A 23591-nucleotide genomic window follows, 5' to 3' on the forward strand; every position below is an offset into this window, starting at 1 on the left:
CCCCTCGCGTTCACAGGAGAAGCCCTTCTCTTCAAAACGTGAAAAAAGCAATCGGAGGACTTCGTATATATGCTGTCATTTCTCGTATTATTCGGCTTATCCTTCATGACGGTCTCCTTTATATTTTTCACGATTTTGTATTTCACCATCAACCTGCAAAAACAACAGCCGAACCCATTTCAAAAAGCTGCCGAGCAAACAGTGGACACCATACTTCTTGTGCCGCTCAGCTGGCTGTTTACCGCCTTATACATTTGCGTCCTGTTCATCTTTCTCCCCATCCGTTATCTGCTTGATGTATTTCAGCAGAAACGCTAAATTTCGTTTTGAAACGCCTCAGCTAAAAGACAGTATGAATTCAGCTTATCTTGGAAATCGTATGTGATGGTTACCGCCATGATTTCATCCGTTCCATAAGCGCCCGCCAATTCAAGCAGCTGTTCTTTCACTTGCTGCTGCGTTCCGATCACCATACGTTTTCGGTTATCTGCGATTCTCCTTTTTTCATAAGGAGAATAATCGTATGACAGCGCCGTTCCTAAAGATGGGAAGCCTTTCGTCTCCATTCCCTGCTCGTTCGCCAGCAAAGAAAAATCAAGGCTTTTGGCGAGACGCTCGGCTTCTTCTTCAGTCTCGGCGCAAATCACGAATACTGCGACCGTCACTTTCGGTTTTTCCCCCAAAACCGAAGGCTGGTATCTTTCTATATATTGTCTTGCCGCATCTTCCCCTCCTTCACCATTGATAAACTGGGCAAATGTATAAGAAGCGCCGAATTGAGCGGCCAGTCTGGCGCTTTCCCCTGATGAGCCGAGCAGCCAAATATCCGGAGCAGAACCGACATTCGGGGATGCTGTTAAATTCGGAAAACGGTGATGTTCGTCAGCTTGATCATATAGATATGTGATCAGATCGCGAATTTGCCCCGGATACTGGTCAGTCATACGTCTGCCTCCATTTTGAAGAGCCATTGAAGCGATCGGCATCCCCCCCGGCGCCCGGCCGACTCCCGCATCAATCCTCCCGGGTGCAAGACCTTCTAATACACGAAAATTTTCAGCCACCTTATAGGCGCTGTAATGAGGAAGCATGACGCCTCCCGATCCCACGCGGATCTTTTCTGTCTTCGCCGCAATATAGCTGATCAGAACCTCAGGGCTTGAGCCTGCCAAATTCCTTGAGAAGTGATGCTCAGACACCCAAAATCTTTTATAGCCAAGCTTTTCGGCCGTTTGCGCAAGCTCTACCGTTTGTTGAAGAGCCGCTTCAGGTGTGCTCCCTTCAGAAACAGGGGACTGATCCAATATACTTAACGCCAACATGTTCTTCCCTCCAATTCTTCGTTTACTTTTCCGGTGTAAAAAGAAATAATAGTATCATGCTAAAAATTAAAGGAGCGCCAAGACTGATGAATGAGCAAAAGCCGAAACAAAAAACGCACCCTCCAGTCGTACAAGAAAACTTTGCAAAAGGCTGTTTATTCGGAATCCTTTTCAGTCTTCCATTCTGGGGCATGTTTTATCTTTTCCTCAAATATATTTTCACATCATAAATATGAAGAAACCCCTTCCGTTTCGAAGGGGGTTTTACTTTATCTTTTGTTGAAACCTTTTTCTTTCACAAATTCATGCATATACGTTCGCTTCGGCTGCTTCAGGCTTTGGGTGATCTGCTCAGTCCATTTGTCGGCCCGTTTGCCGTTCGTTCTGTTATGATAATAATTTGAAATGGTTTCATCATATGCGTTCAAATGCTTATGGATATCCGCTTCGTCCACTTGATAAGTATTTTCATGATAGATATGCTCCAGCGGAAGCCTTGGCTTTTTAGCGGACGGATTGGCCGGATGGCCGACGACAAGACCGAATAGCGGCAGCACATATTCAGGTGTTTCAAGGATTTCTGAGACCTCGTTCAAAGCGTTGCGGATACCTCCGATATAGCAGATGCCCAGCCCCATCGATTCAGCCGCAATCGACATGTTTTGTGCGGCAAGCGCGGCATCGATGACACTGACCATAAATGTTTCGGTTCCTTCAAGAGACTCCTTGATGTCTTCCCCTTTTTCCATGGCCATTTTGTGATGCCGGTAAAGGTCTGCGAAAAACACAAACAAGTGACCGTTTTTTTCGACATATGGCTGATGGCCTGCCAATACTGCAAGCTCTCGCTTTTTGCTCTGATCGTCAACCCCGATAATGGAATAGGCCTGAATATAGCTTGAAGTCGATGCACTTTGGGCGCTTTCCACGAGTAAACGGATCTCTTCCTTTGTTAAGAGCCGTTCTGTAAAAGACCTGATCGAACGGTGATTTAAAATGGTTTCAATCGTTTTATTCATCACTTTACCTCCTCATGCTTTTATCATATCCAATATTTATTGATCTCTAAAGCAAAACGGTTTTTCAGCTTGAAAAAGAGTTCATTTTCATATGGTAAAATGATAGAATCATTTTAATATTTTTGAAATCGAAAGGGAGATTGCGGTGAATTCCTTAATTGAAGAATTAGATGAACGATATCCGGAAATGGTTGAACTCAGGAGGCATTTTCACCAATATCCCGAGCTTTCCCATCAAGAAGTCAACACACCGCTGGCCATCGCCAAATACTTGGAAAACCTCGGAGTTGAAGTAAGAACGAATGTCGGCGGGAAAGGGGTGGTCGGTTTGATTAAAGGCGGCCTTCCCGGGAAGACAGTCGCCCTAAGAGCTGACTTTGACGCACTTCCAATACAGGATCAAAAAGACGTTCCCTATCGGTCAACTGTCCCCGGCGTCATGCATGCATGCGGTCATGACGCACATACTTCGGCTCTCTTGCTCGCAGCAAAAGTGCTGGCAAGACACAAAAAAGAGCTGAAAGGCAATGTCGTATTGATTCATCAGTTTGGCGAAGAGGTCACACCGGGCGGGGCAAAGCCGATGATTGAGGATGGCTGCCTAGACGGGGCGGACGCCATCTTCGGCACCCACATATGGGCGCCAATGCCAGTAGGGCAAGCAGGTGTAAAGTCAGGTGCAATGATGGCGGCAGCGGACAAATTCACAATCACGGTCTCAGGCCGGGGCGGCCATGGAGGCGCGCCTCATTTAACGACAGACGCTTTAGTAACGGCTGCTTCCGTCGTGAACCATCTTCAACAAATCGTAAGCCGCCGAATAGATCCGACAGATGCAGCGGTCATTTCGATCGGAACATTTCATTCCGGCCAGGCTTTTAACATCATCGCTGAAGAAGCCGTGATTGAAGGAACGGTCCGTACGTTTTCCAAACAGGTTCAGGAAACGATCATCACCGAGATGGAGCGCGTCATTAAAGGTGTATGTGACAGCAATGGGGCAGCTTTTAAACTGGACTACGAAAAAGGCTATCCCCCTGTTTTCAATCATGAAAAAGAGACAGACATCGTCAGAAAATGCGCGAAAAACGTCCTTGGCGAACAATCTGTCATTGAACTTGAGCCAAATATGATCGGTGAAGATTTTTCTTATTATCTCGAAAAAGTCCCCGGAGCGTTCTTTTTTACCGGAGCGGGAAATCAGGAGGCGGGCGCCGTCTACCCGCATCACCATCCTAAATTTGACATCGATGAAAAAGGCATGCTGAACGCGGCGAAGATCCTTGTGTCGGCAGCCCTCGAATTTTTAAATCAACATTAAAGACAGTCTGACTCGGCTGTCTTTTCAGCGTTTATTTAAACATATAACCTTGGTATTTGGTTAACTGGCAGCTCGCGTTATAGACGATCGCAAAACCGATAAGGGCGGACAGAACCGAGCTCCCCCCATAGCTGATAAACAGCAGAGGAACACCTGTAACAGGCATCAGTCCGATGTTCATCCCAATGTTTTGGAATGTATGGATCACGATCAGCGCGGTATAGCCGACGCAAAAGAGCGACGCGAACCTGTTATACGGATGTATTTTGTCGATCAGGACGACAAGCCTGTAGATGAAAAAGAAAAACATGAGGACCACAAATGTACAGCCGATAAAGCCAAAGCTTTCGCCGATGACGGCAAAGATGAAGTCGGTTTGGCCTTCTGGAACATAGACTTTCAAATTGGTAACACCTGTGCCGAAGATTTCTCCTGATCCGATCGCCGTCACGGCTTTATCTGTTTGATACTTATCATTAGCCGTCTGCTGGCTCGAATCGACCCATGTCAGAACCCTGTTGATTTGATATGGCTTAATATGAAGGACATCTTTAGAAAAGTCCTGAAAGTTGATGACCAAAAATAAAACGAGCAGTACCAGCGCGACACCTGAGCCTGCAATAATGGAAATCAACTTCCAATTCACACCCGACAAAAAAACCATGACGGCGACAAAGAACATGCAGATTCCCGCCGTCCCCGCATCCTGCATCAAAATCAAGCCGACTGGAACCGCAGATATCCCGGCGATTTTCAGCAAGAGATGAACATCCTCCTCCATGGAACGGGAACCCTTTGGACTTGCTTTGGCAATCACGGAAGCCAGCATCATGATCAAACCGATTTTCATGAATTCCGACGGCTGCAAAGTGATCGTCCCAAATTGAAACCAGCTCTTCGCCCCGTTTTTAATCGGTGCAATGGACTCCGGACTGAATTTCAAAACGATCAATGATAAGATACCGAATATATATACATAGATGCTGAGCTTTTCAAGCTGCTCCAAATCAAAATAAAGAAAGCCGACAATCACTGAAATGCCGAGCATATAAAAAATCAATTGTTTCACTGGATAGCCATTCAAAGCGAATGACGGCTCCGCCGCATAAACAGCGACAATGCTGATCATAAAAAACGCGCTTAATATAAAAATCAAATCACCCTGATAAAAGGGACTTGTTATATTTTTCTTCTGACCCATTATACCCCGCCTTATTTCTTCATCAAAAACACTATCTTTCATTATACATGAACAATGTCGGAGAATGCACGAAAAGGGTTGATTACTTCCCCGGCACTCAATAAAATAACGGCCCTGAATGTTCGGGCCGTTATTTAAACATATACCTTTGATATTTTGTTAATTGGCAGCTCGCATTATAGACGATTGCAAAACCGATTAATGTGGCGACAATTGAGCTTCCTCCATAGCTGACCAAAAGGAGGGGAACTCCTGTTACAGGCATAATTCCGATGTTCATCCCGATATTTTGAAAGGTATGAATGACAACTAAAGCCGTAAATCCCGCACAGAAAAATGAGGCGAATTTGCTAAACGGATGGATGCGATCTATTAAAACGACAAGTCTGTAAATGAAGAAGAAAAACATGATAACGACAAATGCACAGCCCGCGAACCCGAAGCTTTCACCGATGACGGCAAAAATAAAGTCGGTTTGGGCTTCAGGAACATAGACTTGAAGATCGCTTACACCATTGCCAAACACTTTTCCGGAACCGATGGCCAATTGCGCCCTTTCAACCTGCATTTTATCATCAGCCGTCTGTTCGCTCGGATTGACCCAGGTCATGACACGGTTAATCTGATATTTCTCAATTCCGACCGCACCCGCAACATCCGGGAATCTAATGATGACGTATAAAATCAAAATGGCCGCGGTGAGGCCTGAACCGACTATCAGCGTAATGAGCTTCCAGTTTACACCTGAAAGGAAAATCATCACAAGAATCACAAACATGACAATACCCGCCGTACCGGTATCCTGTTCTAAAATGAGCCCTGCGGGCACAATAATGATTCCGAAGATTTTCAATAGAAATATCCAGTCTTCTTTAAATGTTCGTTTACCTGTCGGACTGTGTTTTGACATAAAGGATGCCAAGTACATGATCAGACCGATCTTCATAAACTCAGAAGGCTGCAATGTAAAGCCGGGAAGCATAAACCAGCTTTTCGCCCCGTTGATCACCGGAGCAAATCGGTAGGACCCTATATATGCCGGACTGAGTTTTAAAACAATCAGCATGATGATGCCGAGCAGGTAAAAATAAAAGCTGAGCTTTTCAAGCTGTTCCAAATCAAAATAAAGAAACAGAATGATGATCAATGCCCCGAGCAAATAGTAAAGGGCCTGTTTCATCGCAAAAGGCTCATTGTATTGGTTAAACTGCTGAGCGGCGTAAACCGCCACAATGCTGATGGCAAAAAAGACAATAAATACAAAGATCAAATCGCCTTGATAAAAGGGATTTGTTATATTTTTTTTCTGACTCATTCGAAATCCCGCCTTTATTTCTGACACGATGAAATGGTATAAGAAGACAGTATCGACTTCCTCACAAATGATATGACGTATAAACAACCAAAATGTTTCGAATTAATCACGCACAAAAAAATTCCTTCTCTATTTTAAAGGATTTTTCCAACTATTGTCGAATTGGATAAAGTCATTGATTTTTGATTGATTTGTATTAAAATGAGTAATGTTGCATAAAATTAAATTTTTGCCGGCATATATGCAAAGACCGGCGAAAGTGGTGCATCATCACCAAAGCATAAGGAGTTTTTCATTTGGATAAAGCACTTCAAAAGCGTAAACGGCTTGAGCTCATAAAATTTTTGATCCCTTCGCTTATCGGAATTATCCTATTTATGATTCCCGTTAAAATTGAAGGAAATTTAACGATACCGATCGCGGTTTTTTCCAATGCGCTGCAGGAGCTGCTTCATCAGCAGCTGCCATTCATCATGATGATGATCGTTGCCGCAACATTTATCTTAACCTTTATCACCAAAACATTTCATCCATCTTTCATAAAAAAAAGCGAATTTTTCTATAATCTGATGAATGTATCTTTATTCTGGTATCTCGTTCGCCTGCTCGGAATGATTTTCGCAGTGATGACGTATTTTAAGATTGGACCGGAGGCGGTATTTGCCGACAGTACGGGCGGAACGTTATTGTTTGATCTCTTGCCCGTTCTCTTTTCCGTTTTTTTGTTTGCCGGTCTTTTTCTTCCTTTTCTTTTGAATTTCGGTCTGCTCGAATTATGCGGGGCCTTGATGAAAAAGCTGATGAGGCCCATCTTTAAGCTTCCTGGGCGGTCTTCGATTGATTGTATGGCTTCATGGCTTGGAGACGGAACGATCGGCGTTCTTCTGACGAGCAAACAATATGAAGAAGGGTTTTACACGAAGCGCGAAGCCGCGATCATCGGCACGACTTTTTCAGTCGTCTCTATTACTTTTTGCCTCGTCATTATCTCGCAGGTAGGCCTCGGTCATATGTTTGTTCCGTTTTATTTAACCATCTTGCTGGCCGGAGCCGCCGCGGCCGTGATCAGTCCGCGGATTCCGCCTTTATCAAGAAAGGCTGATACGTATATTACAGATAATGGCGATCACGATCAAGAACAGATTCCGGAGGGGTTCACTCCGTTCAAATGGGGCCTCACTCAGGCTGTCGCGAAAGCAAAACAGAATACGGGCGTTAAAGGGTTTCTGCAGGACGGGGCCAAAAACGTACTCGATATGTGGATGGGCGTCGCTCCTGTCGTCATGGCGCTCGGCACTGCTGCACTGATTGTCGCTGAGTACACGCCTGTTTTCACATGGCTCGGCATGCCGTTCATTCCGCTGCTTGAACTGCTGCAGGTCCCAGAAGCCGCTGAGGCCTCACAGACGCTCGTCGTCGGGTTTGCCGACATGTTCCTTCCGTCTGTGCTTGGAAGCGGTATTGAAAGCGAGATGACCAGGTTCATCATCGCCTGCGTATCCGTTACTCAATTAATCTATATGTCGGAAGTCGGCGGCCTTTTGCTCGGTTCTAAAATTCCGGTGACATTCCTTGATCTGGTCTTGATTTTTATCGTTCGGACATTAATTACACTGCCTGTCATCGTAGTGTGTGCTCACTTTATTTTTTAAGCATAACAAAAGCCCTTGGTGTCAAATCCAAGGGCTTTTTATTCAGAAAAAATCATTGATCCAAGGGGTCTGCGGCCTTATCGTGCTGTCCAGCCTGCTCACTTCCTCTTCACTTCCCGCCAGTCTGCCGGCTTCATAAAAAAACCGGGCAGTTCGGGTGCCAAGCAGAAATGCCGTGAGCGACTGAATATCGACCATGAGAGGGTTTGCGGCACTTTCTTCATCTGCGGCCTCAACACCATGTCTGCCCACCTTGAGCGTTAGATTATTCCACTCAGCGATGTCGTCGCTGACTCGAAAAACAAATGGCTCTTCGATATGCCGCCTCAGCGGGTATTGCTCAAGAAAAGAATAGACATCTGTTATTCTCGCCATCATGTAAGGCTGAATATTCTGCTTGATTTTTGGGTCATCAAGGAGAAAATCGATGCCGTCTTGGGGATCGACTGTCATTTCAAGCTCTTCAATCATCGAGTCATGCTGGCAAACAAAGTTCCAAAGCCCTGCTCGTGCTTCATGCCGAATACAGATCAGTTCCTCAATCGTCATTTTCTTGTCTTTTATTGTGTACAAAATGTACCCGAGCGGAACGCCATTCTTTGCATAGTAAACGGCCGGTATCACCGAGTCTTCTAAAATATTTGTCATCCAATAGTCGGCCCCTCGCTTTAATAAACCATTATGCCGGCTTCGGTACTGATCATAGAGCATTCCTGCCTCATCCGGCCCTTTAGCTTTCTCAAGCCTGCGTACAAAGCCTTCCGTTTGTTCAAGAGGTGTGAGCTGCTCACGCTTTATGGAGATCACTTTTTGATAAAATGTTAATTCCCAGCCAAACTTGCGGTAAAAAGAAATTTTAAAAGGATATAAAAAACTGACGGGCTGCTGATTCTCTCTCATTATGTTTAAGGAAGCCTTTAAAAGCTGCCTGACGGTGCCTTTTCTTCTTTCTTCGGGCCAAGTCGCAACACCGGCGATCCCTCCCATCTTCATGCTGCGATTTTCAATTTGGACTTCAAACGGAATGATGTTCAGCTTTGAAAGGAGCTTTTCACCTTCTGTTATGCCAATCACTTCATGCTTTTGATAATGCAGTTTTGCTTTTTCCAGCTCTTCTTCAGAAAGCTTTCTCTGAAAAGCATATTCTGAAAGGCTGATCGCTCTGAGAATGTCTGCTTCTGCTGTGATCCTGACCAATTTTCGCATCATCCATCTCCTCAGGAAAATATTTAATGATCACATATTCTCTTTTTTACCCATTTTTTCCTACTGAATCATCACGAAAATTGAGCAGATAGTTGGAGCGGAAAATGTTTTCCAGGATGTATCATTTTTCGAATAACGTGGTATAATAAATGTAACAGAATGTTCACAAAATATTCTTCAATTAGACACAATTTCTGTTTGACTCCGCTACTTTTGACAGCGCTATCATTATCGAAAGGGGCTGAAAACGTATGGATATGTTTTTTGCTTACTTGCTGATTGCAAGCGCCACTCCATTATTTTTATGGCTGGACAATAAGAAAGTTGCACTTTCGTCTATACCGCCAATCATTTTAATGTGGGTATTCTTCTTTTTCTACATGACAAGCAGTCTTTCTCCAACAGGACACTCCCTCATGATCGCAGTCTTCATTCTTAACGTCGTCATTGCCCATATCGCAGCTTTCTTGATTTACGGACTTCCATTGATCCGAAAACACATGAGCCGGTAATGAAAAAAACCAAATGGCATCCTCTAAAAAAGGCCGGTTTTAAAGTCGGCCTTTTTTAGCGTTTTGCTTTCTTTCAGTCTATAGATCAAATGATGTCTCTGAATAATGATGGATGAACGTTTTATAGCGCTTACTGAAATCAAGGCGCTGGTAAATTTGCGACTTTTCCACAAACCTGCCCTGATCTCTGGCTGGAAAATATACAGATATTCCGCTCCCTCTCGGATGTTCGGGAGATTTCATGTTAAATTCGACGGCTCTGCCGACGGTTTTGGCAATCTCTTTTGCTTCTTTTCGGGCGTCGATCTGCAGGCCGATTAACCCTGCCAAATCCGCCAAATCAACCATATCCGACTCATCGGCATAATCTTCGGCGGCTAGACGTGCATAGTGGAGTAAGAGTTTTGAATCAGGATTCTTCAAAGCGCGATTCATTTTTACGCTCAGTTTGTCCAATGCATACATTACGTCTTTTACTTTGTTCAAATGAATCAAAGATTGCTGCAAGTCTTCTGTTTCACCGTTTTCTTTTGACTGCTTGACATACCCTTGCGCTATTTCCCTGGCCAGCTCTTTCGGGCTGATTGCAGGCTGATCATGCACAGCCTGCAATGCCCTTGTGTAGTCCCAGCCATTCTGGTTTGTATAATCGACAGAAGCCAGCATGTATTTCCCAAAATCCTTTAAAGCATAAGCTGTTTCAATCCCAGCCATCTTGCAGTTGTCAAAACCTATTAAATCAAACTTTTTATTTGTTTTTGCAAATGCCTGCTTCATCCCCGACTGGAGCTCGCTTATTTTCATTTTCTTATTGCCGAAGTTTTCGTCACCACCATAGCCGTCAACAGATCCCAACCCATGGCCCCAAAAGATGAGAACATATTTTTTGGCTGGGTATTTTTTGACTCCCCATGTGATGAAGTCCGATAAAGAGCTGGGGCTGTCCATATTTTGATTCCCGATTTCATCAAGGAGCTTCAGATTTTGATGGTCGACTTTCCACCTTTGATTCGTCGTATGTTTAATGGAAGGATTCGCCCACTTTTTTGCTCCCCCTGTCTGAAGAACAACATTAATGTTTGAAGATGAACCGGCATCCATCATTTCTTTAATATCATCGCTCGCCATTTGAAAATCGCTTTCCATATCAGACCCGATCATGTATACAAGAATGGTATAGTCGTCCTTTTTTTTGAATCCGGCTGCGGACGCCGGCTGGAAAAAAGCAAATGATAGAACAGAAATTACAATCCATTTCATCCATTTCATCATTATAATCTCCTTATTTAGTATTCGGTAAAATAAATAAGAGAGTAGTAGCCATCCTCATCAGGCTGATCGCTTTCAAAAGAATATCCAATGGATTGAAAGCATCTTAAACAAGCATGGTTATCCTCTTCAATTCCGGCAAACCACTTTTTAATCCGGCTCATTTCAGGCAATTGCACAGTCCTTTTTATGATCGCTTTACCATATCCTTTCGAACGCAAGAAAGGATCAACCAAAAGAGCAATATTCCCGGTGAAATCTTCCTCCACCTCGACCATCACCGCTCCAACAGGTTTTCCGCCTTGCAGAGCAGCCCATACCTGGTAGTTCTCATTTTCTTCGACGAAATCGTACCAATCGTGCAGCGGCATCATGCCTTCAAGGCGCTTTTGCACTTCTCCATCTTCAAACCAGGTTTGCAGCCATTCAATATCCTCTTTTTGAAATAAACGGAACTCATCGATTTTATTCACGGCTATTCTCCTTTATTAAACATACTTTTCAGCTTGCAAACGGTATAAGTTTGCGTATTGGGCTTGGTTTTTTATTAATTCATCGTGTGTTCCGGTCTCTGCGACTTTCCCTTTTTCCAAAAACACGATGTGGTCGGCAAAACGGGCTGTGCTCAACCGGTGAGAGACGATAATGACTGTTTTGCCTTGTGTAAGCCTGTTCAGTTTGTTGAATATTTCTTCTTCAATAAACACGTCCAGCGCAGATGACGGCTCGTCAAATATTAGAATATCTGCTGATTCGTCACGCATAAAAGCGCGTGATATGGCGACGCGCTGCCATTCGCCCCCGGATAGGTTTCTTCCGCCGAAGAGTCTGCCCAGCTCTGTTTCATAGCCGTTTTCAAGTTTATGAAGAAACAGGTCAACACCACCAAACATTGAAGCGCTTTCTATTTTTGATAAATCGCCGCAAGACGAGATGTCCCCCATTCCAATATTATGTTTAAGAGTCATTTCATACTTCAAAAAATCTTGAAAGACGGCTGTTGCATGAGAGCGGAAATGTTCAATGTCGTATGTTTTCAGCGGCATGCCGTTATAAAAAATGGCGCCCTGATTTGGATCAAAATAGCGCAAGAGCAATTTGATGAGCGTGCTTTTTCCCGACCCGTTCTCCCCTACGAGTACAGTCGTTTTATTCAATGGAATGTCAAGTTTTTCAATATCAAGAACCGTTTTGTCCCCGTCATAGGAAAACAATACATGATCAAATGCAAACCCCTCACTCTTCTGATCTGGAAGCATCGTTTCCCCGTTTTCCATGGAATTTTTGCTATGTAAAAAGGAATGTATGTTTCCTAAATGTCTTGTTTCTCTTGCTCCAATTGCAAAGGCCGCGAACATTTCATTGATTCCTTCGTTAAATTGAACGGCAGCCCCGATGAAGAGCAATAAATCTCCAACCGACACAGCGCCTTGAAGAGCTTGGCGCACGATGTAAATCAGAACGGCTCCGGTAGCCAAGGATTGTAAAACAGACCAAAAAAGCTGGTACAAAGCCAATTTTTTTTGATCGTTGGAAAGCGTATGAAGCAGCTTCATGGAAGTGTTTCTATAAGAAGTTTTAAAAAAAGGAACAAGGTTGTACATCTTGACTTCCCCGGCTGTTTCGGGAATGAGGGGAACACCCGCATAGTATTCTGCACGCCTTCTTAGATCCTGAACTTCTTTGCGCCCTTCAAAAGTGGCATTGTTTAATTTAGCCTCCCAATACAATTTAGGCACGGCCAAAATAAGAAACAGAATCGGCACCCATGGAGCAAACATTCCAATCATCAGGCTGCCGGCGGCAATCATTACAATCCCGCCCAACGTTTGGGAAACAATCGTCACCCACATTGTAACAAAATATTCATTATAGCGAATGATTTGAGTATTGGTATGAAAAGACGCATCTTCAAAGGCGGCGATATCGGGAATGGAAACCGCTTTTTTCATGAGCAGTTCGTCAAGGTATGCCTCCAGTTTTGCAGTAAGCAGCCTCTTTTGCATTTCCGCCACCGGCTGAAGAGCATCAACTATGAGCGTAAAACCAATGTAGGCTATAGCTGCCCAAACCAGTGTATTCCAAGAAGACAGTTCGAATGGCGATCGCGAAATCTCGTCGATCACTTCTGCGCTTAGCCATACAAGCAGCGGTCCAAGCAAAGCGTTCAGCAGCGTAATGAAAAACAGGATTGACGTCTTTAAAGGATCACAGCGCCAAAATAATGCTAAACCATAAAATATCAGGGAAGAAGTTTGAGGCAGTTTTTTTAAAAACAAATACATTTTCAGCAATGAACCTCATCCTTCCCTTGAAAAGATTGAGCCTGCAAACGAAACATTTTGTTGTACTCTCCATCTTGCTTCATAAGTTCTTCATGGCTTCCTTCTTCTATGATTTTTCCGTTTTTCAACACCAATATACGGTCTGCCATTTTCACCGTGCTGAACCGGTGGGAGATCATGATCACTGTTTTTCCCTCTGTGAAGCTGTGAAATTGCCGGAAAATTTCATACTCCGCCCGAATATCCAAAGATGCGGCTGGTTCATCCAATATGACGAGTCCGGCATCTTTCACAAACGATCTGGCTAAAGCGATCCGCTGCCATTGGCCTCCCGAAAAGTCCGTTCCGCCCCATTCAGGACCGATCATGGTATCCATTCCTTCGGGCAGATCGTTGATGACGTATTCGAGCTGGGCGGCCTGTGCTGCGCGGTGAAGCTTTTCTTCATCATTCAAAGCTTCTACATCACCTAGCCCTATATTATTTCGGAGCGACAATTCATACTTGCCGAATTCTTGAAACACAACCGACATTCTGCTTCTCAGCCCATGCAGGTCCATATCCCGAATGTTGATCCCATTAACCTTGATCTCGCCCTCATGATATTCATAAAAACGGCAAAGCAGTTTCATAAGCGTCGTTTTTCCCGAACCATTCGCTCCTACAATCGCAACTTTCTCACCCGGTGATATCGAAAAACTGACGCGATTCAGAACATATTCCGTACACCGGCCGTCAGATTCAGAGTGATGGTGCTCTCTCAAGTCTTCATCTTCCAAGTCATCGTATAAGTCAAAATCTTCGTCTTCCAATTCAGTGTCATACACTTGATGGCCGGCGGACATCTCTTGGAAAGGATATCGGAAGCTCACATCTTTGAATTCGACAGCCATTGCTCCCTTTGACGCAATGCGCTTGCCTTTTGAAGGAAGCGAGATATCTATTTTCGCGTTCATAAATAGAAAAAAGTCTCTCCCCATTCTCCAAATATCCATTGTATCCGCACCTTCTTTGGCTATATCCCTGAGGGCTGTTGATAATTGAAAGACCGCTCCTAAATACAAAGAAATATCACCTACTGAAAAGTGATTTGAACCCGATTGGGATAAAATCCAAAAATAGCCCAACCCTGTCCCGGCTCCTGATAAGAAACCTGTTAAAACAGACCAGCGTGAACTCCTGATTTGGATTTTTTTTAGCACAGAATATAAATTTTTAAAATTGGATTGATATAAATTTATAAAAAAATCTCCCAGCCCAAACAAGCGCACTTCTTTTGCAGATCGCCTGCTGAGCAGAATATGGCGGGTATACGCGGTCTTTCTTCTTACTGGAGCATATTCTTTGTTGTATTCCCACTCCATTTCATTATAATGATTATGCACAAATGCAAACGGCGCTGTTGACAACATGAGAATGACAGCCAGGACAGGAGACAAATAGGCTATCACCAAAACGACACCTGCCAAAGAAACAACTGCTGTCAGCAAGTTTGAGCTTATATTGATAAATTGAGTGGGAAGCCAAGTAGAACGATCCCGCAATGTCTCAAGGCGGTCCCTGTATTTCGGATCCTCAAAAAAACGCATGCCTGGAATACGTTCAAAAGCATCGATTAATAAACAGTTAACAGTCATCATAGATTTCTCCGCAAGCAGCGCCTTTACCCATTTTTCCAGAGACTTTACAGCACCGATCATCACCAAGCTGCATGCATAAACAACAGCCCATATTTCAGTATGGGTGAAGGCATCCTGTTCCACAATGCCGTCGATCATTTGTTTTGAAGCGTACAATTGCAGCAAAGGAGTTATGGCTTCGATCAAAATGAAGAAAATAATACTGATCAACAGCCACGGACCGGATTTCCACACCATTTTGCCGAGCAGCCTTCCAGTTTGAAGCGGCTCTTTGATATGCTTCATCTTCATTTTTTCACCTTTTGCGAGATTATTGATGTCATTGATATGAATACAATCTTGTTTTTTCCGTCATATTGACGGTTTCTATGTCAGCCAGGACCCGCGGTTTTTTCGGCCGGCTGCGTTCAAGAAGGTGCCGCTTCCCTTTACTTGCTTCCCTCAGCCAAATTTCTAAATCAATCACAGATCTCATGTATTGATAGCCCATTCCTAAATCATTATTCGGATCTTCGGAGCGGATAGCCATAGAAAGCAAGTGTTTCCACCACACATCCCGTTTAATAATTCCAAGTTCATCCACCAGCACGCGTTCCCCTGGCTCAAACAATTGAAGGATATGTCTTCTATCGTTCAAAAAGCTTTTTCTTGCCATATGGGCGTATGTCGTTTTAGTTGATCTGTTGTATACATATGAAGGCAAAATATCAGTAAACGATTTGCGAAGAAGCATTTTCGAACCTGCATAATTCTCCACACACCCTTTTAACACATCAAAATGCTGTTCAGGCGGTACAGAGAAGGAAAATTCAATCAGCCGCCGATCCAAAAAAGGGTGGTACGCCGGCAAACTCACACCGACAGAATCCATATATCTCGCCCTCGGCCATAAAAAATCAAAATGAAACCTTTTTCCCCAGGATGATAATTTTCGGCTTTTTCGATAGCGCAAATGATCTTCCCTATTAATCTCCCTTTCTCTCAGTTTATGTTCTTCAGTAAAATATTCTGGCAGCTCATACTCTGTATCTGACCAAAGCAAATCATAGTAGAGCTTTTCGCCAAGATAAGGGACAAAAGGTGCGATCCCATATCGAAACCCAAGCTTTATCATCTCTTTAGGGCGGCCGCCGGACCATTCCCGAAGCAGCCCGTTTGCCTCAGAAAAGCGTTTCTGGCGAATCAGGGAATCAATAACGGCCACTTCGCCGCTGAATATAAAATCTCCGCCCTCGCCTGTCAGAACAGATGATGCCCCAAACTCCTCGGCAATCACTGTAAATGTTTCATTGACAAGTGAATTGGCTCTCGGATCAGGACCGTCTACAAACCAAAGCGGATCGCGGCCAATTTCAGCGTTTGGAATCTTTGCTGTGCCATCTCCAAGAATGATCAAGCCAGGGATGTTCAAATCCTTCATCATATTTTTCACAAGTTCCCTGTCATGGCTTAATATCATATCGGGATCTGCAAATGAAATATTGACGGCCAAAAGCTGTTCCCTGCTTCCTCCCGAAATCGCGGCGGCAGTGACAGTAGCCGAATCTAATCCACCGCTTAATTCGATAATATGTTTTTGATCTTTCAAACGATCTGCAGTAACTTCCCGAAACAGTTCCCGAAAATGGGGAACAGCATCTTCAGTGAGATCCTTCTGTTTTAAAAGCTGCGGCATTCCCCAATAACTGTGCACCTTTACTGAACGTTGATCAAGAAAAGCGTAGGAAGCTGCCGGAACCTTGTATATCCCTTTAAAAAACGTGCGGTCTTCAAATCCATTCTCCCCCACAGCAAAACCCGAAGTTGGAAATGTTTTGCACACCTCTTCATCTATAACAAAAGGAATGTCAGGCACAAGCATAAGGATGCGCAGATCATTGGCTGCAAACCATTCCCCTTCAGGACCGATCCAATAATAAATCGGGCGAGTCGCGTATATATCAGTCGCCAAAACCAGACTCTCCAAGCTTTCATCCCACCAACACAGCGTGAATTCACCATGTGAGCGAGAAAGCAATTCAGCCTTGTCATCCTGTCTCAATGCAGTGCACAAAGCTTCATAGTGTTTAAAAAACATAGTGGTGCCATCTGATTTTGCATGAAGCTTTCCGCTTACCCATCCATCCAGGATGACCGGGTATGGAAGATTTGCTTGGTCAGAATGTTTAAGAATCGTTTCATCATATTGAATACATGCTTCAGCCATATTCATGTTTCCGCCGCATATCCAACGGACGTCTTCTGTCCTTCCCCATTGCTTTACAGAAGCAAACCACTTCTTCCATATATCAGTGTTTTCTCCTTGCATTCCGAACCAAAGCTTCATATTAGAGATAACACCCACCTTTCCGCATAATCTGTCATGTTATATGTCTGTAAAACTCTCAAGTCCTTATTTTTATTATTGGGATCGATGGAATCGCCGTTTTCCAGCTGCACCCATGCATGAGAAAACAGCTTGTCATCAATTTTTTTAACTCCAATTAATAAGTCGGCATTGCATCCATTACTAAATAAGATGGATTGAATGGTAAGTGCGATTGAAACGCATGAAGTGACAAGATGATCCGCTTCATCTAATGAATACAACTGTTTACCATGCTCCTGCAGGTCATGCGTATTTAAACGCGCGGCATTTCTCTGCTTTGCGCTTGCATACAGCGGGAACATATGAACTGCAATTTTTTCATAAGCCTCTTCAAATTCATGATTTAGCAACATCATGCGCACGAAAGCATGAACGGCTGTAAAATATTCGTGTTTTTTTTCTAAAGCCTTTTTGTCCATCAGCTTTTATCCTCTATTTTTATGAGCTGATTTTGTGTCAATTCTTGAATCGCCTCAATTAAAATGATTGATAGTTCTTCTTCCGTCTGATCGAATTCCGTTTTCCATTTTATAAGAATGTCTTTTGTGTCCTTCCGTTCATTTTGAATTTCTAACCAGAGCTCCTTTAATGCGCCCTCCAATCCGAAGTACTGCCCATTGTCCAGGTTCAGAACGATACATTCATTCTCCAAAACAGTAGTCGCCGTCTCTTGAATTCGTGTAATTTTCAAAGTACCCTCCTCCTAGTGTGTATGTTTCAGAGATATAAAATGAGAAGAGAGCCAATAAGCTCTCTTTACACACTGTCTTCTTCCTTTTTTCCTCCAAAAGGCTGTTTTTTAGGAGAAATAGACATGCCACTTCAGTATGTTAAAAATCCTGCGCACAAATTCTAGTCCCCCTAATTTTCCAATCGATTACAGAAACAGATTATCACAGGATCATACTTCATAAACCACAAAAAAGTACTGAAAACCGACAGAATCATTCAACTTTCTTAATGGGCGATTATTGCGGGATTTATTCGGAGGAGGAGCAAAATAAGAAAAGAGAGCCGGCGGCTCTCTTATTTATCAAGGAAACGATTGTATTATGAATAAAAGTCCTAGCATCCCCATCTCAAACCTTCTGTTTGATTAAATTAAGCATTTTCCCCTTTTTAACAGCGGAGTAGCGTGATGTTACTTTGAGTTTTTTGTATATCTTGCTTAAGTGATATTCAACGTTTCTCGTCGACATTTGCAAGTTTGCTGCAATTTCTTTATTTGTTTTTCCAGCTGCTACTTGCTGCAAAATATCCAGTTCGGTGTTTGTTAAATGCTCGTCCACGCTTAATTCGGAATCCAATCGCAGCTTTTTCAGAAGAGTATCGGGAAATAGAACAGCCCCTTTTAAACATAGAATGATACTTGAGACAATCATGCTGTCTGTATATGATTTATCAATAAACCCTTTCACTCCGGCTTCTATCAGCTTATTAAAATAAGCTTGAATCTCATCTCCTGCAAACATAATGATGATTTTAGCTTGAGGAACGATTTCCAAAGTTTTCAGTGATAATTCCAATCCATTCATTTGCGGCATATTTAAATCATAAAGAAAAATATCTATGCTTTGCCTCGAATTTTTTAAAAGGTCGAGAGCTTCATTACCTTTATGGCAAACGATCACATCCATATTGTATTTCTTCAGTATTTCCTTCATTCCTGAAGTCATCACCCTGTAGTCGTCTACTAGCAACACTCGAACCATCAGCAACACTCTCCTTAAGTCAATCTCCACGAATAAAAGCCGCAATAACAGCTCATGAACAGAATTGAAGAATCATGTCGGCTTTTTAGTATCTTTTTGTGGTTTTTACCACTTAATTCTATGATAGCATAAATATGTAATCAACTGGAAGTAATAAGGAGGTGATACTATGCGTAAACTTGAAATGACTAAAGTGAAAAACTATGGTGCATTTTTAGCAGTCACTCTTTCTAAAAAGAGCAAACCGGGTGACGGAAAATTCGGCCGAGGTGTAAAACGAGGATAAGAAAAGACTAGAAAGAGAGCTGTTCTTGGCTCTCTTTCCTTTTTGCATGAAACGATAGACAAAAAGAGTGCGGATTTTTAAGAAACCGCACTCTTTTAAAAACAGCCAATCCGCTTGTATTGAAACAAGACGGCTTAAGCTTTATTCAATTCAATTAATGTCCACTATGCTCAGAGTGTTGTTCACCCGGAGAGCCGCCTTCTGGGTTGTCTCCGTGATGGGTGTGAGCTGCGAAGATCCAAATAGAACCGGCTACAATCGCAATTCCAATAAATGCTGCAAACAGCGTGTTTCCGACTTGGATTGTGCCGCTGTCACTTTCAGTCATATGCATAAACATCAAGAGCTGCAATCCAGCCTGGATGATGGCAAAACCGAAAATAATCCACAGCTTCGCAGACATGCTTAAATCAGTGTAAATCACCCATAGGGCCAATAAGGTGAGCACAATGGACAACAAGAAACCGACAAGATGCTTCCAAGGAAAGTGGCTGTGTTCAGCCGATTGTTTTGTCGTCATTATACATTCACCAACCCTATCAAATAGACTCCGGTAAAGATGAAGATCCATACCACGTCTAAAAAGTGCCAATATAAGCTTGAAATAAACAATTTAGAAGAAGTTTGCGGTGTCAACCCGCGTTTTTTCGTCTGCAATAAAATACCGATGATCCAGAAGATACCGATCGACACGTGCAGTCCGTGTGTCCCGAGCAGGACGAAGAACGCAGACCAGAAAGCACTTGTTGATAATGTGGCACCTTCATGTACATAATGTGTGAACTCCATAATCTCGTAGCCAACAAAGCCTGCACCAAGCAGGAGTGTAATGATCATCCAGATCATCACACCTTTTAAGCTTCCCCGACGCATTTCATGTACGGCGATGCCGCATGTGAAACTGCTCGTTAGCAGCAGGAACGTCATGATTATAACGAGCTTGGCGTCAAACAGCTCTGCCGGCAATACGCCTCCGGCTGTTCTGTTATGAAGAACAGCGTAGGTCGAAAACAGCGTAGAGAATAACGCAATCTCTGCTCCAAGAAAGATCCAAAAGCCAAGGATGTTCAATCTTCCTGTTTCAGAGCGATATTCCATAGGAGCGTTTGAATTGCTATGTTCTGCATGTTCCATCAGTCACGCCTCCTTTACTTGGCATTCTTTCGTTCAGTCTCTTTTATTTCCTCAACACTTACATAGTAGCCGTCGTCATATTCAAATGAACGAAGAATCATACAGAGGAATACACCGATCAGACCGACGATTCCCATCCAATACCATTCAAAGACAAGTCCGAAACCTGCAAAGCCGAAGAACAGGGACATCATAAACGGACGTCCTGAATTGCTTGGCATATGAATCTTTTTAAATTGGCTTTCAGGATGAATATCGACTTTGTCTTCTTTCATTTGCCAGAAAGCGTCAAGCGATTTTACTTCAGGAAGAACCGCAAAGTTGTAATGCGGCGGAATCGCAGAAGACGTAGCCCATTCAAGCGTACGGCCTGCTCCCCAAGCATCACCGGTTTCCTCGCGTTTCGCATGACGGAAACTGTAGAAAATGTTGTAGCAAAGAACGATGAATCCAGCAGCCATCAGCAATGCGCCAAATGTCGCAACCATGTTCAATGCAGTCCAGCCGTCATCTGCTCCGTATGTGTAAATACGGCGCGGCATTCCCTGCAGCCCCAAGAAGTACATTGGGAAGAAACAGATGTTAAAGCCTGTCATAAACAGCCAGAAGAACCATTTTCCGATCCGTTCGTTCAATTTATGGCCGAACATTTTCGGATACCAGAAAATCAGTCCGGCAAAGCACGCAAACACAGTACCCGCAATCAGCACATAGTGAAAGTGTGATACGAGGAAGTATGTGTTGTGATATTGATAGTCCGCAGCAGCCATCGCCAGCATGACGCCCGTAACCCCGCCGATAACGAAGTTAGGAATAAATGCAAGCGACCACAGCATCGGAGTTGTAATTTTGATTCTGCCTCGATGCAGCGTCAACAGCCAGTTAAATATTTTAACCCCGGTCGGCACCGATATCGCCATCGTCGTAATCGAGAAAAACGAGTTGACCGCAGCGCTGTTGCCCATTGTGAAAAAGTGGTGCAGCCAAACAAGAAAGCTGAGAAGCGAAATGGCCACAATGGAATAGACCATTGCTTTGTAGCCGAACAGCTGTTTTCTTGCAAAAGTCGAAATAATTTCTGAAAAAATACCGAAAGCCGGTAAAATAACGATGTAAACTTCAGGATGCCCCCAAATCCAGAACAGGTTCGCCCAAAGCATCGGCATACCGCCGTTTGCCAAAGTGAAAAAGGCTGTTCCGAACAAGCGGTCAAATGTCATCAGCGCCAAGGCCACTGTCAGTACAGGGAAGGCGAAAATGATAATCAGACAAGTGATCAGCGTTGTCCATGTGAACATCGGCATCCGCCAAAGCGTCATGCCTTTTGTGCGCATTTTCAAGATGGTGACCATGAAGTTGATCCCGGTAAGCAGCGTACCGATACCTGCGATCTGAAGACCGAGCAAGTAATAGTTCTGCCCCGGTCCGGGACTCAGCTCATTGCCTGCCAAAGGCATGTAGGCTGTCCACCCTGCACTCGGTGATCCCCCGATCACGAAAGAAATATTAAACAGCATCGCTCCGACCATGAAGGTCCAGAAGCTCAAGTTGTTCAAATACGGAAATGCAACATCGCGCGCACCGATTTGAAGAGGTATGACAACGTTCATTAAACCAATAAGAAACGGCATCGCCATGAAAATGATCATGATCGTACCGTGTGTTGTAAATACTTCATTATAGTGATTTGAATCTAAAAAACTGTTATCAGGAAGCGTGAGCTGGGCACGCATCATTAATCCATCGACACCGCCGCGGAAAAACATAATCACTGCGGCAATAAGGTACATGATTCCTAAACGCTTGTGGTCGACGGTGGTAATCCATTCTTTCCAAAGCCATTTCCACTTTTTAAAATATGTCAACACAAATACGATTGCAATGGATGTAAGTAAAATGGAAATCTGTGCTCCGAGAATTAATGGATCACCCGTAATTATGAATTCGTCCCATTTCAAATTCATGCAAGCTTCCTCCTTTCCTAGTGGGAATCGTGGTCTTTAGATTGATCAGATTGTTTTTGATTGTCGTTTGCCTTCACATTTCCAAACGGATCTGATTTTGAATGCGGTGATACTGGTTTATAACCTAATCTTTCGCGGGCTTTAATGGCATATTCCGCATCATTTCCGTGATTGACGTATTTCAGATGCGTAGATGAGAACGTCATTTCATCCGCATGCTGAGGAAGCATCAGTTCATCGTACTGGCTCTTCGTCAGCTTAGGAGCTTCTTTCTGTGTTTTCTTCACCCAATCATTAAAGTCGCTTTGAGATACCGCTTTAACATCAAATGTTTGTTCCGCAAAGCCTTCGCCTGTGAAGTTTGCATTGCGGCCTTTATATGTTCCTTCATGATCCGCCTGGAGATATTGCTCCATTTCCATTCCGGACATCGCATATTTCTGTCCGCCAAGCTGCGGAATCCATAGGGATGCCATTGAATCAGCAGATGCAATTTTAAACAAGATCGGTCTGTCTGTCGGGATGTTCAGGTAGTTGACCGTTTCGATATCCTGCTCAGGATAGCTGAATACCCATTTCCAATCGACAGATGTAGCGTAAACAACCAAAGGTTCCTTATCCTTTGATGCTTTTGGAGCCTCTTCTAGAGAATAAATTGTTTGCACTGTTGGTACAGACAGCGCAATAACAATTAAAATTGGAACCACTGTCCAGACAATTTCTAAAAACGTATTGCCTTCTACTTCCGGTTTGTAAGGAGACTTTCTGTCTTTACGTTCACGGTATTTAACGATCATCACAGTAAAAAGGACAAAAACGACCGCTACGATAAACAGCATAAATCCAATCGATAATAAAATAAGATCTCTTTGCTGTGAAGCAACCGGCCCTTTAGGATCTAATACCGCAATTTGACTGCAGCCGCCCAATAAAAATACGGATGAAAGCAGTCCAAGCAGAATCAGTGGTTTGAATGCTCTGAACAAGAGGATCACCATCCTTCCTTAATGATGTATAAAATTTGGTCAGAATATCTAAGATAAAAGGATTCTGAAAAACTTTTTCTTCTACCTTGCTATGCTATCAAAATCTTCACCAATTAGCCTTATTTTTTTCGAAAGTTCACCCTTTTTTCACCCAAATGTCATAAAATCGTCAAATTTTATTCATATTAATATGAATAACGAAGGGAATTCACTGGTAATTTCTTAGTTCTTTTTACACACAAAGTAAGAACTGACAATACCCTCCCAATCAAAAAATCTGTCAAATTTAGGTTTACCACAATAAAAAACATTGGTCAATCATTAATTTAACATTGTTAAATTTTTCTTCGGTTAATTACTGTCTGTCTTCCCTTATGACAATTCCCGTATGCCAAGCGG

The 23591-nt window shown here is 43.3% G+C and carries 22 protein-coding genes; 5 read left to right on the forward strand and 17 right to left on the reverse strand.

The window, feature by feature from the left end; translation table 11 throughout:
- Positions 1-69: 69 nt before the first annotated feature.
- Complete coding sequence (locus tag RBH91_RS20920; RefSeq protein WP_307892807.1) at positions 70-318, forward strand: hypothetical protein; 249 nt, start codon at positions 70-72, stop codon at positions 316-318.
- On the opposite strand, the gene RBH91_RS20925 is transcribed toward RBH91_RS20920, so the two are convergent.
- Both RBH91_RS20925 and nfsA read right to left on the reverse strand, forming a co-directional pair.
- Complete coding sequence (locus tag RBH91_RS20925; protein WP_307892808.1) at positions 315-1322, reverse strand: LLM class flavin-dependent oxidoreductase; 1008 nt, start codon at positions 1320-1322, stop codon at positions 315-317. The two genes, RBH91_RS20920 and RBH91_RS20925, sit on opposite strands and share 4 nt — an antisense overlap.
- Positions 1323-1591: 269 nt before the next feature.
- Positions 1592-2341 carry an oxygen-insensitive NADPH nitroreductase gene (gene nfsA / locus RBH91_RS20930; protein WP_307892809.1) on the reverse strand — a complete coding sequence of 250 codons (750 nt, stop codon included), beginning with the start codon at positions 2339-2341 and terminating at the stop codon, positions 1592-1594.
- Between the two features lie 145 nt (positions 2342-2486).
- Between nfsA and RBH91_RS20935 the strand changes: the two genes are divergently transcribed.
- Positions 2487-3662 (forward strand): M20 family metallopeptidase, encoded by a 1176-nt coding sequence (locus tag RBH91_RS20935; RefSeq protein WP_307892810.1) that lies wholly within the window; start codon positions 2487-2489, stop codon positions 3660-3662.
- 31 nt (positions 3663-3693) lie between these two features.
- Here RBH91_RS20935 and RBH91_RS20940 read toward each other — a convergent pair whose 3' ends face one another.
- Both RBH91_RS20940 and RBH91_RS20945 read right to left on the reverse strand, forming a co-directional pair.
- Positions 3694-4863, reverse strand: a complete 1170-nt coding sequence (locus tag RBH91_RS20940; RefSeq protein ID WP_307892811.1) for an FtsW/RodA/SpoVE family cell cycle protein — start codon at positions 4861-4863, stop codon at positions 3694-3696.
- 130 nt (positions 4864-4993) lie between these two features.
- Positions 4994-6178 (reverse strand): FtsW/RodA/SpoVE family cell cycle protein, encoded by a 1185-nt coding sequence (locus RBH91_RS20945; protein ID WP_307892812.1) that lies wholly within the window; start codon positions 6176-6178, stop codon positions 4994-4996.
- Positions 6179-6474: 296 nt separating this feature from the next.
- On the opposite strand from RBH91_RS20945, the gene RBH91_RS20950 reads away from it, so the two are divergent.
- Positions 6475-7830: a YjiH family protein gene (locus tag RBH91_RS20950; RefSeq protein ID WP_307892813.1), complete on the forward strand. Its 1356-nt coding sequence runs from the start codon at positions 6475-6477 to the stop codon at positions 7828-7830.
- A gap of 42 nt (positions 7831-7872) precedes the next feature.
- Here RBH91_RS20950 and RBH91_RS20955 read toward each other — a convergent pair whose 3' ends face one another.
- Positions 7873-9036: a GNAT family N-acetyltransferase gene (locus RBH91_RS20955; protein WP_307892814.1), complete on the reverse strand. Its 1164-nt coding sequence runs from the start codon at positions 9034-9036 to the stop codon at positions 7873-7875.
- 251 nt (positions 9037-9287) lie between these two features.
- Here RBH91_RS20955 and ywcE point away from each other — a divergent pair, with 251 nt between their 5' ends.
- Entirely contained in the window at positions 9288-9548 is a 261-nt protein-coding gene (gene ywcE, locus RBH91_RS20960) for a spore morphogenesis/germination protein YwcE (protein ID WP_076759513.1), read from the forward strand.
- A 78-nt stretch (positions 9549-9626) separates the two neighbouring features.
- Here the strand turns inward: ywcE and RBH91_RS20965 are convergent, their stop codons facing one another.
- The 8 genes from RBH91_RS20965 to RBH91_RS21000 all read right to left on the reverse strand — a co-directional run bounded on the left by RBH91_RS20965 (position 9627) and on the right by RBH91_RS21000 (position 18822).
- Positions 9627-10817 (reverse strand): clostripain-related cysteine peptidase, encoded by a 1191-nt coding sequence (locus tag RBH91_RS20965; protein WP_076759515.1) that lies wholly within the window; start codon positions 10815-10817, stop codon positions 9627-9629.
- Positions 10818-10834: 17 nt separating this feature from the next.
- Positions 10835-11290 (reverse strand): GNAT family N-acetyltransferase, encoded by a 456-nt coding sequence (locus RBH91_RS20970; protein ID WP_076759517.1) that lies wholly within the window; start codon positions 11288-11290, stop codon positions 10835-10837.
- Positions 11291-11305: 15 nt separating this feature from the next.
- Positions 11306-13102 carry an ABC transporter ATP-binding protein gene (locus RBH91_RS20975; protein ID WP_307894813.1) on the reverse strand — a complete coding sequence of 599 codons (1797 nt, stop codon included), beginning with the start codon at positions 13100-13102 and terminating at the stop codon, positions 11306-11308.
- A gap of 2 nt (positions 13103-13104) precedes the next feature.
- Positions 13105-15027 (reverse strand): ABC transporter ATP-binding protein, encoded by a 1923-nt coding sequence (locus RBH91_RS20980; protein ID WP_307892815.1) that lies wholly within the window; start codon positions 15025-15027, stop codon positions 13105-13107.
- A gap of 34 nt (positions 15028-15061) precedes the next feature.
- A complete protein-coding gene (locus RBH91_RS20985) occupies positions 15062-17068 on the reverse strand; it encodes an asparagine synthetase B family protein (RefSeq protein WP_307892816.1) in 2007 nt (668 codons plus the stop codon).
- The gene (locus tag RBH91_RS20990; RefSeq protein ID WP_076759525.1) at positions 17065-17529 is read right to left on the reverse strand and encodes a lasso peptide biosynthesis B2 protein; all 465 of its coding nucleotides are present in this window, start codon (positions 17527-17529) and stop codon (positions 17065-17067) included. Before RBH91_RS20990 ends, RBH91_RS20985 begins: the two co-directional genes overlap by 4 nt.
- The gene (locus RBH91_RS20995; RefSeq protein ID WP_076759527.1) at positions 17529-17801 is read right to left on the reverse strand and encodes a PqqD family peptide modification chaperone; all 273 of its coding nucleotides are present in this window, start codon (positions 17799-17801) and stop codon (positions 17529-17531) included. The genes RBH91_RS20990 and RBH91_RS20995 overlap by 1 nt, the downstream gene beginning before the upstream one ends.
- Positions 17802-18189: 388 nt before the next feature.
- Positions 18190-18822 carry a response regulator gene (locus RBH91_RS21000; RefSeq protein ID WP_307892817.1) on the reverse strand — a complete coding sequence of 211 codons (633 nt, stop codon included), beginning with the start codon at positions 18820-18822 and terminating at the stop codon, positions 18190-18192.
- Between the two features lie 169 nt (positions 18823-18991).
- Between RBH91_RS21000 and RBH91_RS22800 the strand changes: the two genes are divergently transcribed.
- Positions 18992-19108 (forward strand): lariocidin family lasso peptide, encoded by a 117-nt coding sequence (locus RBH91_RS22800; RefSeq protein ID WP_449727720.1) that lies wholly within the window; start codon positions 18992-18994, stop codon positions 19106-19108.
- A 154-nt stretch (positions 19109-19262) separates the two neighbouring features.
- On the opposite strand, the gene qoxD is transcribed toward RBH91_RS22800, so the two are convergent.
- Genes qoxD through qoxA form a run of 4 tightly spaced genes read right to left on the reverse strand, consistent with a single transcriptional unit; the run spans position 19263 to position 23201 of the window.
- On the reverse strand, positions 19263-19628 hold the full coding sequence (gene qoxD / locus RBH91_RS21005) for a cytochrome aa3 quinol oxidase subunit IV (RefSeq protein ID WP_307892818.1): 366 nt from the start codon (positions 19626-19628) through the stop codon (positions 19263-19265).
- Positions 19628-20242: a cytochrome aa3 quinol oxidase subunit III gene (gene qoxC, locus RBH91_RS21010; RefSeq protein WP_076759533.1), complete on the reverse strand. Its 615-nt coding sequence runs from the start codon at positions 20240-20242 to the stop codon at positions 19628-19630. The genes qoxD and qoxC overlap by 1 nt, the downstream gene beginning before the upstream one ends.
- A gap of 14 nt (positions 20243-20256) precedes the next feature.
- Complete coding sequence (gene qoxB / locus RBH91_RS21015) at positions 20257-22206, reverse strand: cytochrome aa3 quinol oxidase subunit I (protein ID WP_076759535.1); 1950 nt, start codon at positions 22204-22206, stop codon at positions 20257-20259.
- 17 nt (positions 22207-22223) lie between these two features.
- Positions 22224-23201 carry a cytochrome aa3 quinol oxidase subunit II gene (gene qoxA, locus RBH91_RS21020; RefSeq protein WP_307892819.1) on the reverse strand — a complete coding sequence of 326 codons (978 nt, stop codon included), beginning with the start codon at positions 23199-23201 and terminating at the stop codon, positions 22224-22226.
- Between the last annotated feature and the right edge of the window lie 390 nt (positions 23202-23591).

The organism is Bacillus swezeyi (genome assembly GCF_030908325.1).
Lineage (GTDB): Bacteria > Bacillota > Bacilli > Bacillales > Bacillaceae > Bacillus > Bacillus swezeyi.